At 48.4% G+C, this 18282-nt stretch carries 7 protein-coding genes and 1 pseudogene; all 8 read left to right on the top strand.

What is annotated here, in order from left to right; translation table 11 throughout:
- Positions 1–921, top strand: a pseudogene (locus Q0482_RS00190) (cell division protein FtsH); the annotation flags it as partial.
- A gap of 584 nt (positions 922–1505) precedes the next feature.
- Complete coding sequence (locus tag Q0482_RS00185; protein ID WP_299141925.1) at positions 1506–3326, top strand: sulfatase-like hydrolase/transferase; 1821 nt, start codon at positions 1506–1508, stop codon at positions 3324–3326.
- A gap of 776 nt (positions 3327–4102) precedes the next feature.
- Positions 4103–5818 carry a ShlB/FhaC/HecB family hemolysin secretion/activation protein gene (locus Q0482_RS00180; RefSeq protein ID WP_299141922.1) on the top strand — a complete coding sequence of 572 codons (1716 nt, stop codon included), beginning with the start codon at positions 4103–4105 and terminating at the stop codon, positions 5816–5818.
- A 66-nt stretch (positions 5819–5884) separates the two neighbouring features.
- On the top strand, positions 5885–13813 hold the full coding sequence (locus Q0482_RS00175) for a hemagglutinin repeat-containing protein (protein WP_299141919.1): 7929 nt from the start codon (positions 5885–5887) through the stop codon (positions 13811–13813).
- A 3-nt stretch (positions 13814–13816) separates the two neighbouring features.
- Complete coding sequence (locus Q0482_RS00170; protein ID WP_299141916.1) at positions 13817–14221, top strand: hypothetical protein; 405 nt, start codon at positions 13817–13819, stop codon at positions 14219–14221.
- A gap of 33 nt (positions 14222–14254) precedes the next feature.
- Positions 14255–15835: a hypothetical protein gene (locus Q0482_RS00165; protein WP_299141913.1), complete on the top strand. Its 1581-nt coding sequence runs from the start codon at positions 14255–14257 to the stop codon at positions 15833–15835.
- Positions 15828–16877: a hypothetical protein gene (locus Q0482_RS00160; protein WP_299141910.1), complete on the top strand. Its 1050-nt coding sequence runs from the start codon at positions 15828–15830 to the stop codon at positions 16875–16877. The genes Q0482_RS00165 and Q0482_RS00160 overlap by 8 nt, the downstream gene beginning before the upstream one ends.
- Positions 16819–18165, top strand: coding sequence for a hypothetical protein (locus Q0482_RS00155; RefSeq protein WP_299141907.1), 1347 nt, complete (start codon positions 16819–16821; stop codon positions 18163–18165). The genes Q0482_RS00160 and Q0482_RS00155 overlap by 59 nt, the downstream gene beginning before the upstream one ends.
- The last annotated feature ends 117 nt before the right edge of the window (positions 18166–18282 follow it).

Raw genomic sequence — 18282 nt, 5'->3', positions numbered from 1 at the left:
GCCCTCACCCGCCCCGGCCGTTTCGACCGCCAGGTGCCCGTAGGTCTTCCGGACCTCCAGGGCCGGGAAGCCATTCTCAAGGTCCATGCAAAGAAAATCAAGCATGCTCCGGACATTGACTACAATAAAGTGGCCCGCATGGCCTCCGGCGCTTCCGGCGCAGAGCTGGCCAATATCGTGAACGAGGCAGCCCTTCGGGCCGTCCGGGATCACCGCAGCTACGCCACCGAAGAAGATATGGAAGCCTCCATCGAAGTGGTTATCGCCGGCTACGAAAAGAAGCACGCCATCCTTTCGGACAAGGAAAAATGCGTGGTTTCCTACCATGAAATCGGCCATGCCCTGGTGGCAGCCCTCCAGTCCCATTCCGCACCGGTGCAGAAGATTACCATCATCCCCCGCACCAGCGGCGCCCTGGGCTACACCATGCAGGTGGACAAGGGCAACCATTACCTCATGACCAAGGAAGAACTCCTCGACCAGATTGCCACCTTGACCGGCGGCAGGGCCGCAGAAGAAGTGGTATTCCACACCTCCTCCTCCGGCGCTTCCAATGATATCGAAAAGGCCACCAAGCTGGCCCGGGCCATGATTACCCGCTTCGGCATGAGCGACGAATTCGGCATGGTGGCCATGGAAACTGTGACCAACCAGTATCTGGGCGGCGACACCACCCTGGCCTGCTCGCCGGAAACCGCAGCCCGCATCGATCGTGCCGTTTCCGAACTCATCAAGAAACAGCACGAAAAGGCAGTAAAGCTCCTGGAAGAAAACCGTTCCAAGCTGGATGCCCTGGCCAAGTACCTCTACGAAAAAGAAACCATTACAGGCGACCAGTTCATGCACATCCTGGAAAATGGTCTGCCGGAAGAAAAACCGGCACAGCCGGCTCCCTCCATGGACCTGAACCTGGAAAGATAAAGCTAAAGGGAGCGCTGATTAATTCATAGAGTTTGCTTTTATAAGAATTTTTATGCACTGCTTCGTCATGAGGCTCCTTAAATAGCTTGCTATTCGCGTCACCGCATTCCTTGCATTGCATAAAAATTCAAGAATAAAATCAAACAACGAATTAATCAGTGCTTCCCTAAAGGGAGCTGTGAAGGAATGTCCCCTCATTCCTCACAGCTCCTTTTTGCTGCCCATATTCTTTTAACCAATTCCGAAATGTCGGAAGGCAGGCCGTTCCTCTGTCATGGCGCTTCCCTCCCACGTCCATGGCGACAGGCTGCCCGCCGCTGTCGTCATTTCGAGCGGAGCAGCCTGCCGCTATGGGTGTATATGTTATCCTTTCTATAGATACGCAGAGCCGGGAAATCTCCCGCGCTGATGTGGCTCAATGGGAGACGGTATTCCTCCCAAAGAACGACGGCACAGCGTCTGAAGTCTATCTTCTATCATCTCATACTTAGACTGCCGGTCAATTATTTCATGTACATCCGCCCTATCTGTGGTATAATTTATAGAAATTTGATATTTTTCTTATGAATTTTTACGCGAGGTGAATGGTGAAACAAGTGATTTTATCCGCCCTTTCCTGGGTGGCAGGTACGGCTCTGGTGATTATGGCACTGCTTCATGCAGGCGGGGACTTCCCTGATATCCACAGCTATGTGCAGCCCCGGCTGGGGGCGGCGCTCCTGGTCTTCCTTATCGTATCCTTCGGCCTTTTTTCCGTACTGGACAGAAAGTACCTGAAACGGCTTCTCCCCTGGGCGGTGATTCTGCCCCTTCTCTGGATGGGCACCTTTACCTGGGCCTACGGCTTTGCCTCCCTGCCGGAGAAAAAACATCTGGGCGACTACTACGTGCTGGGCGCCCTTCTCATGGCCCTGCCCTATGTGTACACCGCCTGGACTGCCAGGGCGAAGCGCTTTTCCTCTCTCTGGACAGTCATCGCAGGGATTTACACCTTCTTCATGGTACTCATCCCCTTCATCTACATCGGCTACTACGTGCTCTTCGGCGGGGAAATGGACATGTTTGCCATGATGGCGGTGCGCTCCACCCATCTGAAGGAAATCAAGGACTTCCTCCGCACCATGGGTTCTCCCATGCACCTGGCAATGGCGGTCATTGCCCTTGGCATCGTCATTTCCTGCGCCGTCGTCCTGTCCCGCTCCATGATGAAAAGAGCTCGCAGTTTTGAAGGAAATATCTTTAGAGGCAGCGGGAAATCCTTCCCTGTCGGGCTTCTTGTGATTTCCGTCCTCTTCTTCGGCGGATTCTACCGGCAGATTACCCACGTATTTCCTGCCACCATCTTCAAAGCCCTGAACTCCTCGGGCAGCGAATTCCAGCTCCTGCAGAAGCTCAATGACAACCTGGACAAAAATGTGAAAACCATGACCTTCATCCCGCCGAATCCGGGAAGCGGCATTGACGAAGGCACCCACATCGTCATTATCGGCGAAAGCGCCAACAGGGACCACATGAAGGCCTTCACGCCGGACTATCCGGAAAATACCACCCCCTGGCTTTCGGAAATGGCGAAAACAAAGGACTTCGCTTTGGGTTACAAGGCATACTCCAATTTCCCCAATACCCTCTTCTCCCTGTCCTACGCCATGACCAGCGCCAACCAGTACAGCGACATGTCCTTTGAAGACGTGGTGAGCATGGTGGACGTGGCCAAAGCCGCCGGATACCGCACCGACTGGATTTCCTTCCATAACCGGAGCTCCATGTCCAGCGCCGGCGTCACCATGATTGCAGAACGGTGTGACGACTCCTACTGGGAAAAGAACTATGACGGCTACACCCTGGAAGTGCTGAAGAAACTGCCGCCTGCCAAAAAGCGGATCATCTTCATCAACATCGACGGCAGCCACTACACCTACATCGCCCGGGTGCCCGTGAACCTTCGGGATGAGCTGGGCATTTCCAAAGAAGACCCCTACCATGACTACGACCTTACCATCGCCTACGACGACCGGGTGATGAAAGAAATCTTCGAATACGCCAAGGCGAACCTGAACCTGAAATCCATGATTTACTTCTCCGACCACGGCGAAAACATGAAACATTACCACACCACATCCCCCTTCTACTACGACATGGTGCACATCCCCTTCTTCGTCTACCTTTCCCCGGACTACCAGGCCGCCCATCCGGAACTCATGCCCGCCCTGAAATCCCATGAACAGCAGGTCTTCACAAACGACCTGGCCTTCGACACCGTCACCGGCATCTGGCAGGCAAAGACCAACTTCTACCAGTCCAAATACGACTTCTCCTCTAAGGATTACGCCATCAACATGGACAACGCCACCACCTTTGAAAGAAAGAAGAAAATCAAAGACGACCCTGTGTGGCAGGGGAAATAAAAAAGAGCAGGAAGCCCAAAGCGGTTTCCTGCTCTTTTCCACTGCTGCCATATTCATCCTGACTCTTCCCAGGCAGTCTCCCATAAATGACGATCCTGCAGCCCGCTGCCCCGGGCTCTGCACCATGAAAAATCAGCACCACAAAAAGGCCTCACAGAAATCTGTGAAGCCTTTTTATATGGAAATGCATACAGGACAGGGGAGACATCCATTATCCTGCAAACCTCTGTCCTATGTATGCTTTTTATTCCATTGGTTTCAGTGCACTGAAGGAGAAACAGCTTCCGTCTCCATTCCCTCCCTCCTGCTCCATGGATGGGCGCCTGCAGGATTTCTGAGAGGACTTCACCGGTGCTGTTTCTATGCATATAGTCATAAGGGAGAGCAGGAGGTATCAGAAACAAACTGAGAAATTGGATATGATTTGAGCGTTTTACAAATGAAAAAATTCGCTTGCCGCTAATGATAGTAGATTTTAATTAAAATATAATGATACACTTTGCCGGATAAAGAACAATAAGGATCCCAGTATGAAAAAACGCGGCAGATCAAAGGATACAGGCAGACTGTACTTTCTTCGGCTGGAAGCACTTATTAACATGTAGAAAGGACAATAACATTTGGAGATATGGATCTGGATTATAATTTCTGCTCTGTTTTTACCATCTTGCAAATTTAGAAAGAATGGTATATATTCTGTTTAAGAAATAACTTAGAGAGAGGTTAATTCGATACATAACCGGCTGAGGGTGGTTCATAATGAATCGGGGGATTACATGATGAACGGAAGACCATGGTTTGTTTCAGGTGTGGCAGCGCTTGTGTGCTGGCTGCTTATGGGCTCTGCCCAGGCGGCAGGGCCCGAGGGTGCTCTCAGCCGGCAGGAAGATATCATTACACAGAAAAGTCAGGACATTGCTTCCAGACGCAGGGAAGAAGAAAATCAATACCGTTTGCGTGACACTATGACGCGGACGGATTCTTCCTCTGCCTCTCTGGAAGCTTTTTCTTTGCCCGAAGAGGATGGAGGATTCCTGTTAAAGCACCTGTATTTGAAGCCCTCTTCTTTTTCGCACTGGTTCAGCTGGGTGGATACATTTCTTTCCGGCTTTGAAGGGAAACGCATAGGTCGAAAGGGCATCCAGGCTCTTGAAACGGCCATCAATAAGGAAATCATGGACAGGGGTTATGTGACCAGCCGGGTTTACATCGAGCCCCAGGATTTGTCCAAAGGAACCTTTTATTTCACACTTCTTCCCGGCATCGTTTCAGATATCCGCCTTTCCCCGGATACCTGGGGCACCTGGCGGAATGCGGCGGCTGTCCATAAAGGCTCTCTCCTGAATATCCGGGGCATAGAGCAGACGCTGGATAATTTCAATCATGTACCGGGACAAAAGGCCCATATCCGCATCGAGCCCGGAGAGAAGGAAGGGGACAGCGTACTTCTTATTGAGCTTCAGCGGGAAAGGCCGGTATCCCTTTTCATGACCATGGACAACAGCGGCATGAAGGAGACAGGAAAACTGCAGCAGACCTACGGTATGCGGATTTCCAATCCCCTGTCACTGAACGACCTTTTCTACTTCAGCTGGAACGGAGATGCAGAGCCCGGCAGTGACAGGAAAGGAACCCATGGAGTGAATCTTTTCTATGACATTCCTTTGGGGAAAGACAGAATGACCCTGTCCTATGATCATGACGATTACCGGCAGACAGTGGACTACAGCGTGGTTCCATTCATTTCCAGCGGGAAACTGGAAAGAACCCGTCTGACCTGGTCCCACCTTCTGCAGAGAAAGGCATACAGCAAAACAGACCTTCTGGCAGGCATCCTCCATAAGACAAGGCACAGCTATATCGACGGCACGGAAATCGGAGTGCAGCGGCAGAAGACCACGGCGTTGGAACTGGGGATTCGCCATAAGAGATATATCAAAGAAAGTCTGGTGGAAGGGGAACTTACTTACAGGCGCGGCGTACCGTGGATGGCAGATCCCGGCCCTACGGACGGCATGGCTGGAGAGGCCACGACCCGCTATAACATGTACCTGGGGTCCCTTCATATCACGACGCCGGTTCCGGTGACAGAAGATTACCGCCTGCGCTATACCATGGACATCTATTTCCAGAAAGCCAACCAGCCGGTGTATGGCAGTGAATTTCTTTCTATCGGAGGAAGATACAGCGTCCGGGGATTTGACGGTGAAAATACCCTGGCAGCGGAAAGCGGCGTGGTCATGAGAAATGAGCTGGCCATTCCCCTGGGAAAGAGCGGGCAGGAGATCTACGGCGCCTGGGACTATGGAAGGGTTTACGGCCCCTCTACGGAATACCTGCTGGGGAAAGAGCTGACCGGCTGTGCTTTAGGTTTTAGGGGAGAAAAAGGGCCCTTCCGGTACGACGGGTTTATCGGATGGCCCATAGAAAAGCCGGAAGGCTTTCAAACGGCAAAGAGGACCTGCTGTTTCCTTATATCAGCGGAAATTTGAAATGATAGAAATTAAAAAGTAAAAACCATCTGGTCTGCAGCCGAGAAAGGATGGGGGAGAGTGGCGATGATGAGAAATAAAAACATTACCTATAGAAGAATCAAGACAGGAAAACGATGGATATCCCTGTCCCTGGCCATCTCTTTTTACCTCTCCGGCATAGTGACCTCCTTTGCTGCGGCCATCATTCCCCGGGGCGGCGTCGCCCTCTCCACTGCCTCCACCGGCGCCGCCGTTGTGGAAATTGAGGGCCCCAATGACAAAGGCCTTTCCCACAACCGCTTTGATGCATTCAATGTAGATGAAAAAGGAATCGTATTCAATAACAATGCCCGGCAGGAAGCGGCTGTGACAAAGCTGGCCGGTGTCATTTCTTCCAACCGGAACTTTTCAGGAAATGCTGCCCGGACCATCCTGGTGGAAACCCTGGGAAAAGACAGCACCCGCCTTCAGGGCATGATGGAAATTGCAGGCAGCAGGGCGGACCTTATCATTGCCAACCCCAATGGCATTACAGGAAACGGCTTCGGTTTCATCAACGTGGGAAGAGCCACCCTGGCCGCAGGCCATCCGGTCATAGAAAACGGTGCCCTCTCCGGCTTTGACATGACCGGGACCATTTCCGTGGAAGGGAAAGGAAATACACCGGTTTATGACGACAAAGGCGGGATTCTTTACGGCAGGGCGGATAAACTGGATATCTACAGCCGGGCAGCAGCTATTAACAGCGCCCTCTTTGCTAAAGATGACATCCATGTGATTGTCGGCCAGGGCAGGGTGCATTATGACACAGGCACCATGGAGGCAGTCAAAGAGAATGACGAAAAAGGAGTCTCCCTGGACATAGGCGCCCTGGGCGGCATGTATGCCGGAAGCATCTACCTGGTAGGCACCGCTGCCGGTATGGGCGTTAATGTGGGCGGAACCATTCATGCCTCCAAAGACCTGGTACTTACCAATGAAGGGAAAATCGAACTGAAATCCCACGATATAGCAGGAGAGGACGGGGATACAGACGCCACAGCTATTATTTCTGACGGTACCATTTCCATCACCTCTGCCAAAGGAAGCCTGGATGGCAGCATGGACATACTGGCCCGTAAAGACATCCATCTCTCCGCTGCCGGTGCCATTACCAATACAGGCCGTATCAGCGCCGGAGAAAGCTACGAAGAAACAGAAGGGAGCGGTCAGTTTAAGACCGACAGCGCTTCCCTTGCCATAAAGGGAGGCTCCCTGGAAAACAGAGGCACCCTGTCCGCATCAGACAGCATCTCTCTTGCGGTTCGTGACAATGCCGAACTGGGCGGCGGTCTTGTGGCAGGAAACAGCATGACCGGAGAAGCGGGCGGCATCATCCACCTGTCCGGCGCCCTCTCCGCAGACAAAGGTACCATCAGCCTTACGGGAGAAAGGATTACCGGAAGCAGGGACAACCTGAAGGCAAAAGACGAGAAAAGCCTGGTTCTTGTGGAAAGAAATCCGGTGAGACCGGAAGGGAAGCCGGATCCGGAAACGCCCAGAAAAGCAGAAGACCTGAAAACTCCATCCTTTCCCTCCATGCCGGATACAGCGGATACGGTGAAAGCAGATAAAATGGAAGACATTGACCTGCCGCTCACCGCTGATGAGACAGCTCCCGGAAAATATAAACCTATCATTGACCATGCCGCCAATGGCGTGGACCTGGTACAGATTGCAGAAGCTGATGGAAATGGTGTTTCCCGCAACCTCTACCATGACTTTAACGTGAAACAGCGCGGCCTCATCCTGAACAACGCTTCCCACTATACCCAAACAGACCTGGGCGGCTATATTGACAGGAACATGAAAATCTACGGAAAAGGAGCCCGCCTGATCCTGAATGAAGTCACCGGTCATACAGAAAGCCGCCTTATGGGATATATAGAAGTAGCAGGCAGTCCCGCTTCCCTGGTGATTGCCAACCCCAACGGAATCTCCGTCAATGGCACCGGATTCCTTCATGTAGAAGATGTGACCCTTGCGGCAGCTCCCATTTCCTCTATGGAAAATGGATATATCCGCTTCGGCCATGGCATGGGAGATATCCGCCTTATGGGAGACGGACTAAACGGCAGGGAAGCAGAGAACCTTTCCCTCTATGGCCGCTCTATCCATAATGACAGAAGCGAGCTTTATGGAAAGAACATCAAACTGACCGCGGAAGATACCATCACCAATACAGGAAAGACAGGGGCGGAAGAAGATGTTACCCTGTCAGCCAAAAATCTGGAAAATAAAGAAAAAGGCGTACTGGAAGCCAAAGGAAATATGCATATTTCCCTGGCAGGAAACCTCACCCAGCACCAGTCTGCCCTGAAAGCCGGAAAGAACCTTTCCCTCAGGGCCTCTTCCCTTTCACAGGACGAAAATGCCCTCCTTTCATCAGCCGGAGACATGGATATTCATGCTCCCTCTCTGGATAACCGTCATGCATCTATGACAGCCGGTGGAAATCTCACGTTGGATACAGAAACCCTCAGGAACAGCGACAGCGGGCTTCTCCATGGAGAACAGAAGGTGGATATCCGGGCGGTATCCTTTACCAATGACGGTGCCAGCCTCTATGGAAACAAAGATGTGACTATCAAAGCAGATACACTGGAAAATAAAAACAGCAGCCTTCTCCATGCAGGTGGGAACAGCTCTATTACAGCAGCATCTTTCACCAACAGCCACAGCAGCATGGACGTACAGGGAGACCTTAAGGCCCGGGCAGATGCATTCACCAATGAAGACAGCGCCTATCTGGGTGTGGGCGGAGACATGACCCTTACGGGCCGTGATTTCATCAACCAAAGCCTGGGCGGCGTCTATGTTTCCGGAAACCTCAGCCTCTCCGAAGAAGGAAATATGACCAATGAGGACGGCCTTCTGGCTGCAGGGAAAGGCCTGGCCATAGAAGCGGAAAACCTGTACAACCGGAACGGCAGCGGCTATAAAGAAGGCGCCCTGCTCTCCTCCGGAGACAGCATGCACCTTACGGCCCGCCACATCCTCCATAACCGCTCCAGCACCATAGAAAGCGGGAAAGACCTGACGGTGGAAGCGGAGGACATTATCAACGACAAAGAAACAATGAAAACAGGCTGGCAAGTGACCTATGAGGATATAGCCTACCGCATTCCCCACCTCCAGGAAAAGAACTACTATGACGCCCGCCGGGAATTCAAGCGCACCATCCACACCGGTGTTATTGAAGAAGAAACCAATGACAGCCGCATGATGGCAGAAGGCAGTCTCACGATCCAGGCAGGAAATGAAATCCATAACGACTACAGCACCATGGCGGCCGCAGGAAATCTTTCTGTGACTGCAGGCAGAGATATAGAGAACACCGGCTACCAGGGCACCATCCACTATGACGACCTGGGCCATGACAACCATTACTGGAAATACAAGAAACATACAAGGATGCACCTTCACTGCCACATGGTCTATGGAAAGACCGTCCTTCCCTATGAAAACCACGAAGTCCATGACGAAACCGGTGATGATACAGAGCGGCTCTCCGTCATGAGCGGGAATGGAAAGACCACCATCCAAAGCCTTCATGGCAGTGTGCAGAACCGCACCCTGGAAGCGGATGGGAAGGTATACGAAAACAGGGACAAGAAAGCAGATTTCAAGAAGGGAAACCCGCTGGACGGGAAACGTGCGTCTGAAAACAATCCCGCTTATAACAATGAATCCCTTTCCTTCCTGGAAAAAGAAAGCCGCCTCTATACCCTTACCCGTGACCCCAGCGCCCGGTATCTTTACGAAACAGATCCCCGCTATGCAGACTACAGGAATTTCCTCTCCAGCGACTACCTGCTGGAACGGGTCAAAGCCGATCCCGAGAAGGTATCCAAAAAGCTGGGCGACGGATGGATAGAACAGCGGCTCGTACAGGAACAGCTCCTTGCCCTTACGGGAAATCCCTACCTCTCCGGCACCGGAAGCAGCATGGAAACTTTCAAAAAATTAATGGATAACGGCGTAACCCAGGCGGAGACACTTCATCTTTCCGTGGGCGTTGAACTTTCCAAAGAACAGACCGCCGCTCTGACCAGTGACATCCTCTGGCTGGTGAAGGAAAAGGTGAACGGGGAAGATGTACTGGTCCCGAAAATCTACCTGGCCCGCCTCTCGGAAAAGGACATAACCCCCAAAGGCGCCGTTATCACCGGAAGCGACGTAGAAATCTACTCCGGAAAGACCCTGGAAAATCTGGGCACCCTGCATGGCGGACATACCCTCTCCCTTGCAGCACATACCATTGAAAACAGAGAAGGCACCATCACAGGAAACCGGATTCATATGAAAGCAGACGGAGATATCCTGAACCGGAGCGGCACCATTTCCGCCAGAGACAGCCTCTCCCTGGAAGCGGGAAACATAACCAATGAAACGGCAAAGAGAGAAGACGGAAGCCGTGGACTCTACCAGACTGCCCTGGGAAATCCAGCCCGCATGGAAGCAGGAAAGGACATGACCCTTTCTGCCAGAGACTCCATCCAAAACAGGGGCGGGGTCCTTACGGCAGGAGAAACCCTTGCCATGGAGGCAGGGAAAGATATTTCCATGGAAGCCCTGTCCCGGGAAAAGCACGTGGCCGTCACCTTCAGCGAATCAGCGGCTGAAATTCATGAAAGAAAGTATACCGAAGCGGAAGCTTCTGCTAAAAATCTTTCCCTCAGCGCAGGGAATACCATCACCCTATCCGGCGCATCCATTAAAGCGGATGACAAAGCAGACATGACAGCAGGGAAAAATATCCGCCTCACCGCAGAAAAGGACCTTTATGCAGAAGATGCTTCCGTAGGGAAAAGGAAGGGTTCCTACTACCAGCGTCTCAAAACAGAAGATGAAGCAGTGAAAGGCACCCTGATTTCCTCTGCAGGCGAAGTGCGCCTTAAAGCAGGGGAGGACATCTCCCTGAAAGGCAGCGGCATTACTTCCGAAAAGGGAAAAATCTCCTTGACTGCCGGTGAAGATATCTCTATGATGGATGAAAAGGAACATCACGAAACCATCCACGAATACCACTCCCATGTATCCGGCCTCCTCTCTTCCAAGACCAGGGACCTCTATGAAGCAGGGAAGACAGACACCGTGAGAGGAAGCCTTATCTCCGGGAATGAAACCCATATGGAAAGCGGAAGAGACATGACCATCACAGGAAGCGCCGTCGTCAGCGATAAGGATACCACCCTTCTGGCCAGAAGAAACTTCAAGGCCGACAGCGCTGAAGAAAGAAGCGGCAGCACCTACCGGGAATCCGTCAAAAAGAGGGGCCTCCTCTCCGGAGGCGGTCTGGGCTTTACTATGGGCAGCGAGAAGAGAAAAGACCGCTATGACAGTGAAGCCGTAGAACAGGTAGGAAGCACCATAGGCAGCGTGGAAGGAAGCGTCCACATCGGAGCAGGGAAGGATGCAGATATAGAAGCCTCCCATGTTTCAGCCGGTAAGGACCTGGTGGTTAGCGGAAAGAACGTGACTATCACCAGTAAAGACAATGAATACACCAATCGGGAAGAACATGAGTACAAGAGAAGCGGGCTCAGTGTATCCCTGGGAGGCAGCACGTTTAATGCACTTTCTGATGTGGCTGCACCGGTAGAAAGGGCAGCGGATGTACAGGACTTAAGACTGAGAGTACTGTATGGATATGATGCATATAAGAAATTGGATAAACGGAAAGAGACTTTGCAGGATTTAGCAAAAGGAAAAGCTCATGCCTCTTTAGATATTGGTTTTACAAATTCTTCGTATGCCTATCATTCTGTGAGTCAAATGACGGAAGGCACAGCCAGCAGGATTCAGGCAGGAGAAACTGCAGCACTCATTGCAGAGAATGACATTCATGTACATGGATCAGATATGTCTTCGAACGAGGCGGTATTGCTGGCAGGAAAAGACATCATGCTTAGCGCATCAGAGAACAGGATGTCAATAAAATCCAGTGAAAAATCCAGCGGCTTTGGAATTACTGCATCTATTGGCCCGTCTGGGTTAGCGGGAGTCAATGGCTATATTTCTCATGGCAGCGGACAGGAAAAGGAGCAGTCTATTTCTTATGATGCTTCGAATATTCGTGCGGATCATATGGCTTATCTATCCGGTGGTAATGATATTGTCATGAAAGGAAGTCAGGTGCGGGGAAGACGTATTGTGGCAGATGCAGGGCATGATTTGACAATAGAAAGTCTGCAAAACAAGCATACCTATGATTCGAAAAATAAGGGATGGTATATCAGCGGCGGAAGAAGTGTGAAATATGAGCCGGAAGGAAATCAGACAGTCAAAAAATGGGGCGCTTCTTCGGTTGGAGCCGGACACTCTTCGGGAGCCGTTCGCTCCGACTATGCAGGTGTAGTGGATCAGGCAGGACTTTATGCAGGAACAGATGGGGTTGCTGTGTCCACTAAGAATAAGACTTCATTAAAAGGCGGTGTTATAGACAGTCATGGGACTCCGGATAAAACCAGACTGAGCACCGGAATTTTGGAATGGGAAGATATAGAGAACCATGCCTCTTATACATCAAAAGGAGTGGGGGCTTCCTATAACTACTACAGTCATTTTAAAGAGATGAGCCAAAAAGAAAAAGACGAAGTGAATAGTAAAAGAGGACTTACACCTCAGATTCCTACCGGAAGCAAGGGTAAGTCTTCTTCAGTAACCCATTCGGCAGTCAGTCAGGGAAATATAGTGATTAACAAGTCTGACCGGCAACGGCAGAATCTGGAAAAGCTGGAAAGAAATCCCCAAAACACCCTGAACAGACTGGGGAAAATTTTTGATAAAAAGAAAGTAGAAGAGAAGCAGGAGCTGGCAGGCCTCTTTGGAAAGCTGGCTTATAATGAAATCCATAACATGAAAGATGGTCCGGAAAAAACAGCAATGCATGCCCTGGTCGGCGGTATTATGAGTCGGCTTACAAATGGTGACTTCATGGCAGGAGCGGCGGCTGCTGCGGTGAATAAGATGCTTATACAGGAAATTAAGAAAGCATCCCACGGCGATCCGGCAAAAATGCAGTGGATGAGTGCAGCTATTGGAGGACTCGTTACACAGATGCTAGCCAGAAATGGACAGATCGGAGCAGGCGTAGCCAGTAGTGCAACTAAGAATAATTATTCTTGGAAGTACATTATTGAAGCTATCAATGGTACTTTCAAATCTGATGAGGTGGTTCAGTCAACAATGCCCAGCTCTGACGATGATGGATCCGAGGCCTCTAACAGCGGTATAGATCAGGAACAGGGGACTGTTAATGTACCGGATGATGATGGCACAGCTGCTAATCGTGCTTCCTACCCCGCAGAAAGATTATCTAATATAACAAACCTGGATGTAACAGGATTGGGGCAGACTGATACAGCAGGGGCTGAAGATAGAGCAAATGATGGTGATGCAGGCAGTTATACTCAAGGCAATAATGAAAATGGAAATACAGCTGATTCCAGCACTGATGATTCTGATACCAGTTCAACAGCAGGGATCACTGAGACGCATCATAAAAGCGCAAGTTACGAAGATGCACTGCAGCGGGTCAGCGATGCTTCAAAAGATGAAGCCAGAGACGAAGCCGGAAATACATTTGCAACATATGCCATGGTTAATGAAATGAAAAAGAAGTTCCCGGGATTACCGGAAGACTATTTAAAAACCAAGGTGGAAAATGCGGTTAAGTTGGGTGGCTATACGACAGCAGCTATTAACTATGGATACAATGTCTATGAGAATCATCAGGAATTTAAGAGCTTTTACAATGCGCTGCAGGCAGATGCTTGGGATACGTTGCCTATTACAACAGGAGCGATGATAGGACTCATGGAATCTACACAAACTTTTCCTACTAACCCATTGACTAAAGTTACGTTGGCTTCGTTGGCATCTATTTTAGTAACTATTACTGTAGATAAAAGTAAAGAAGATTTAAAAGTAGAGGATAGCATTAAAAATGATTTGCATGAAGGGAAATAAGAAATGATTGGTTATTTGATTTATGACTGTGGAATGTTGATTGTGTGCTTTAACTTAGTTCAAAAAATTGTATTCAATAAAAGGCTAACCAACGATGAGAAATTTTTGATAAGGCATGATAGATGCAAATTCTTTAGTGTGGCAGTATTTATAATGATAATTGGACTTATTTGGAGTATATATTGCGATTTGGGGTTTGGAGAATATAATCTGATTGCGCATTGGGTACCTCTGTTTGGCTTTTATCTTTTAGCACTTAGAGGCCTTTTTATTAGAAGTGCTTATGGTCCTAAAGATTGGAAGTATGTAGAAAAAACAAATTTAGGATTTATTGCTGCAATTCTATTTGCTATTGTGATTATTGGATTATCTTTGACTCAGATTAGATTGAACGATCTATTCAAGTGACTGTAAACAAGAATTGAAAGCTTACTTCTTCTAGTGCTTGCAACTGGTGGCAGTCTTCGCATAGAAAGTTTGCAGGACACCGAAAGTTATAAGAGCAGAAGTAATGTGAAAGGCGGGGCTCTGGCAAGCGATGTATTCAAAGACAGCGCAGGCCATAAAAAGCTCGACAAACCCTACCTCTCTGCAGAAACTGCCAGAGGCTATACGGATTCTGACTATGCATCCGTCAAAGAACAGGCTGGAATCTATGCAGGCCAGGAAGGTTATGATATCTCTGTCAAAGACAAAACCCACCTCAAAGGCGCCGTCATAGACAGCAAAGGCGATGCGGAAAAGAATACCCTCCGCACCGGTACTTTAAGCTGGGAAGATGTGGAAAATAAAGCGGACTACAAAGCAGGCGGCATGGGCATCTTCTATGCTCCTAAAGACAGCACCACGTCCCTCAACGCCCGCGGCCTTACGCCGCAGATGAGCCCCACCGTGAAGGATAAGGCAGGCAGCAGCACCAAAGCGGCCATTGCGAAAGGGACTATCGTTATTACAGACAAGAAGAACCAGAACCAGGATATTTCTACGCTGAATCGGGATACAGAAAACAGCCTGAACCGGCTGAAGGAAATCTTTGATAAATCCAAGGTGGAAGAAAAGCAGGAACTTCTGGGCATGATGGAGAAATACGGCAACCAGGCTATTCATGCCTATGCAGAAAGCAGGGGATGGAAGGACGGCTCTGCAGAAAAAGTCCTCCTTCATGGAGCTTTTGGTGCCCTCATGGGAGACATGGGCACAGGAGAGACCCTGGCAGGCGCCCTGTCCGGAGGTGTCCATGAATATGTGATGGGATACCTGAACCGCACGAAATCTCCGGAATGGGTGAGAAACCATCCGGATACGGTAGAATGGCTCAGCGCAGGCCTGGGGGCAGTAATTGGCAAAGCGTCTGATGTTTCTATTTCCGGTATGGCTGGTATTTCCCTGGATGCGGCTAAGTGGAATGACTTTGCGATAAAGGGGGTTGTAATTAAAGCTGGTATCGCGGTAAAATTATCGAATGCTCCGGGCTTATCATTTGGACATGTTGGAATGATAGCTGAATATGCTAATGGTCAATATGTATCAGCTGATTATGGACGTTACGGAAATGATGTGGATACTATTGGATCTTTACCATTAGCTAATCCTGTTGGAAAAGGAACATTTATTACCCGAGAATCCTTTAATCCTGATGATAAATATATTTTTATATTTAATCCGAAATTTGTAGACAATTCAGCTTTGATTGAGCATTATAATGCTCAAATCCATGATGGCGGGTACCATTTGATGGAAAATACAGAAGTAGAAGAAATTTTTTCCGATAATAATGCAGAATATTATAGAAATGGTGAAAGTGAAGATTATCGACTATTAGGGCATAATTGCGTAACTACGAGTCGTAACCCATTACTGGAGAGTGTCAAGCAAGGGACATCCATTTATTACACTTTGTATCGGCTGAAAATGGCGGAAACTCCTGATGATGTCTACCGAGCATTAATGGCAGATTATGAAGCTCATCATGGCGAAGGTTTGGTACAGTCTGTATCATATCAGGAGGTCCCTAATGATTAATCGGCGTATGCAGATAATGTTGATTATCGTAGTAATTGGTATTTTTTTGATTATAGGGATGAGCAGAGTATCTGAGTTTTTCGCTGCAAAGTCAAATGCTATGTCTGGAAGCATCATTTTATCCGTAAAAGGCAGTACACAAACATACCGGGCTATCAATCCAAATAATACCGCAGAATATGTAGATCTTTCTTTCAATAAATTGAGAGCGAAGAATGATTTATCCTTCTATAGTCCTGTTTTTACGCCAGAGCACCTTTATATATTGGGAGTCAGGGATTCGGATAAGTGTTTGTCAGGTATTGAATTGTTTGACATAAGCGATGGGAAAATATCTATGATTCCAATTCAATGGGAGAAAAAGGAAAGGGAATATCCTATTCAGCTTTTTTATTACAAATCTGGTTATTTTATTATCCGGGCAGGAAAGTACGCCTGGATGGTGCCTGAATCAGGTGGTAAGGCATATGGTGTTGCTGATAACATAAGCACAGGAAGAAGTCCTTTGCCATATCAGCAAAATGTGCCGGTATTAAAATATAGTGACGGAATTTTATATACCAGCGAGGAAAATAATGTATGCTTTACTAATGAGAGCAGGCAGGCGGCCGTTCTTTTCGATGCTAAGGATAGATTAATAAAAGGATGGTACCATATGGGGGAGAATTTGCTTGGTTATGACTGGCAGGCAGGTGGAAGTTATATATATGATTTAAATGGACAGAAACAGTTTAAATTTGGCAGTCAGCCCTATGATATTCTTGGCAATACTGATGGTGGCCTTCTATTGATGATGATGCCAAAAGATGAATCTGGCACTACGCCATTAGACTTTGATATATTTTGGAGAGAATTATTATTATTTAGATTCCATCATGTTTATGAGATATGTATTTATAATGAAAGAAACCACCTGTTCACACCTATATATCATGTAAATCCTTCCTATGGAACTGTAACTGAAAAATGGCAGAGCATTGATTTTGACAAAGATTATTTTGAGAGGATTAACCGAATCCTGCAAGATGATACGAGTTTATAATCAGATGACAGATGTGTACCTCAAAGGTGCCGTCATAGACAGCAAAGGCGATGCGGAAAAGAATACCCTCCGCACCGGTACTTTAAGCTGGGAAGATGTGGAGAACAAAGAGGACTATCGCTTAAGCGGAAAAGGAATTGCTGTCAATAAGACACACAATGTCTCATACAATGAGAAGGGGATTACTCCTGCCATCCCCACCGGAAGCAATGGTAAAGCAGACTCCACCACCAGGGCAGGCATAGCACCGGGAACCATTATGATTCAGGATAAAGACAATCAGAGGCAGGATATGGCTGCTTTGAATAGGAATACCAAGGACAGCCTGAATAAACTGGGAGAAATTTTCGATAAGACCAAAGTAGAAGAGCGGCAGGAACTGGCAGGCCTTTTTGGAAAGCTGGCTTTCAATTATCTTCATGATGCAAAGCTGACGCCAAACCAGAGAGCTGCCTGGCATGCGGCTATTGGCGGAATTATGGGCCAGCTCAGCAATAAAAATTTCATAGCCGGGGCTCTTCCGGCAGGAATCAATGAGATGATGATTGGCGAAATCCAAAAAGCAGCTCATGGTGACCCTGCATTGATGCAGTGGATTGGAGCTTGCGTGGGTGCGGTAGCAGGGCAGTTGGTATCAGGGCATTCCCAGATTGGTGGAAGTGCAGCAGCTAGCGGTGTGAAAAATAATGATACTTTAATGACACCTGAAGAAATTGTTGAACTTATGCTGGCTAATGGGAGAAATGCAGATTATCAGCATTTGGGAGTATTAGAAAATTATAAAGGTCAGTTGCTTGGATTTGTTAATAAGTACCAAGAAGCAGATGCAATTATGGTTGTAGGCTCTTTGGCTATAGGCTTTCACGGGACGCCTGTACAGGCATCCGGAGAAATTGGCATTATTTATGATTTAAAAGATAATGACCTATTTACTACATATGGAGCCAGCCTTTCTACAGATGGGTCCAATCTTGAATCTACAGGAACAGGTATAAGTTTTGTGGCAGTTAGGATAGTTTGTGATGATTCATCAGTCAATCTTAATGATCCTGCCATAAGGCATTCAATTTTGAGTGGATCCGGGAAATCAATACAGGGATATTATGGTATAGGTGGAGGGGTTAGTATACCTGATGATCCTCAATATACGGATAAAATTAGACTTGTTATTGTTGGAATTGGGACTCCTCAGATAGGAGGCGATATCTCATATTCTGATGACTTACTAAGAAATCAATATGAACAAAGAAAGATAGAATCTGAGGAAAACAAATATGGAGCAGATTAAATATAAGGCCAAACAAGTAGCAATCTTACTTGCAGTTCCCTTAGGTGCTTTTACAATAGGATTACATAGCTGGGATATTTATATGTTCTTTTGGGGGAATGAAGTGAGGCAGGAAAT

This window comes from uncultured Dialister sp., assembly GCF_937959425.1.
In the GTDB taxonomy this organism is placed as follows: Bacteria; Bacillota; Negativicutes; order Veillonellales; family Dialisteraceae; genus Dialister.
Note: the sequence above shows the minus strand (reverse complement) of the source record. Positions and strands in the feature narration are given on the sequence as shown.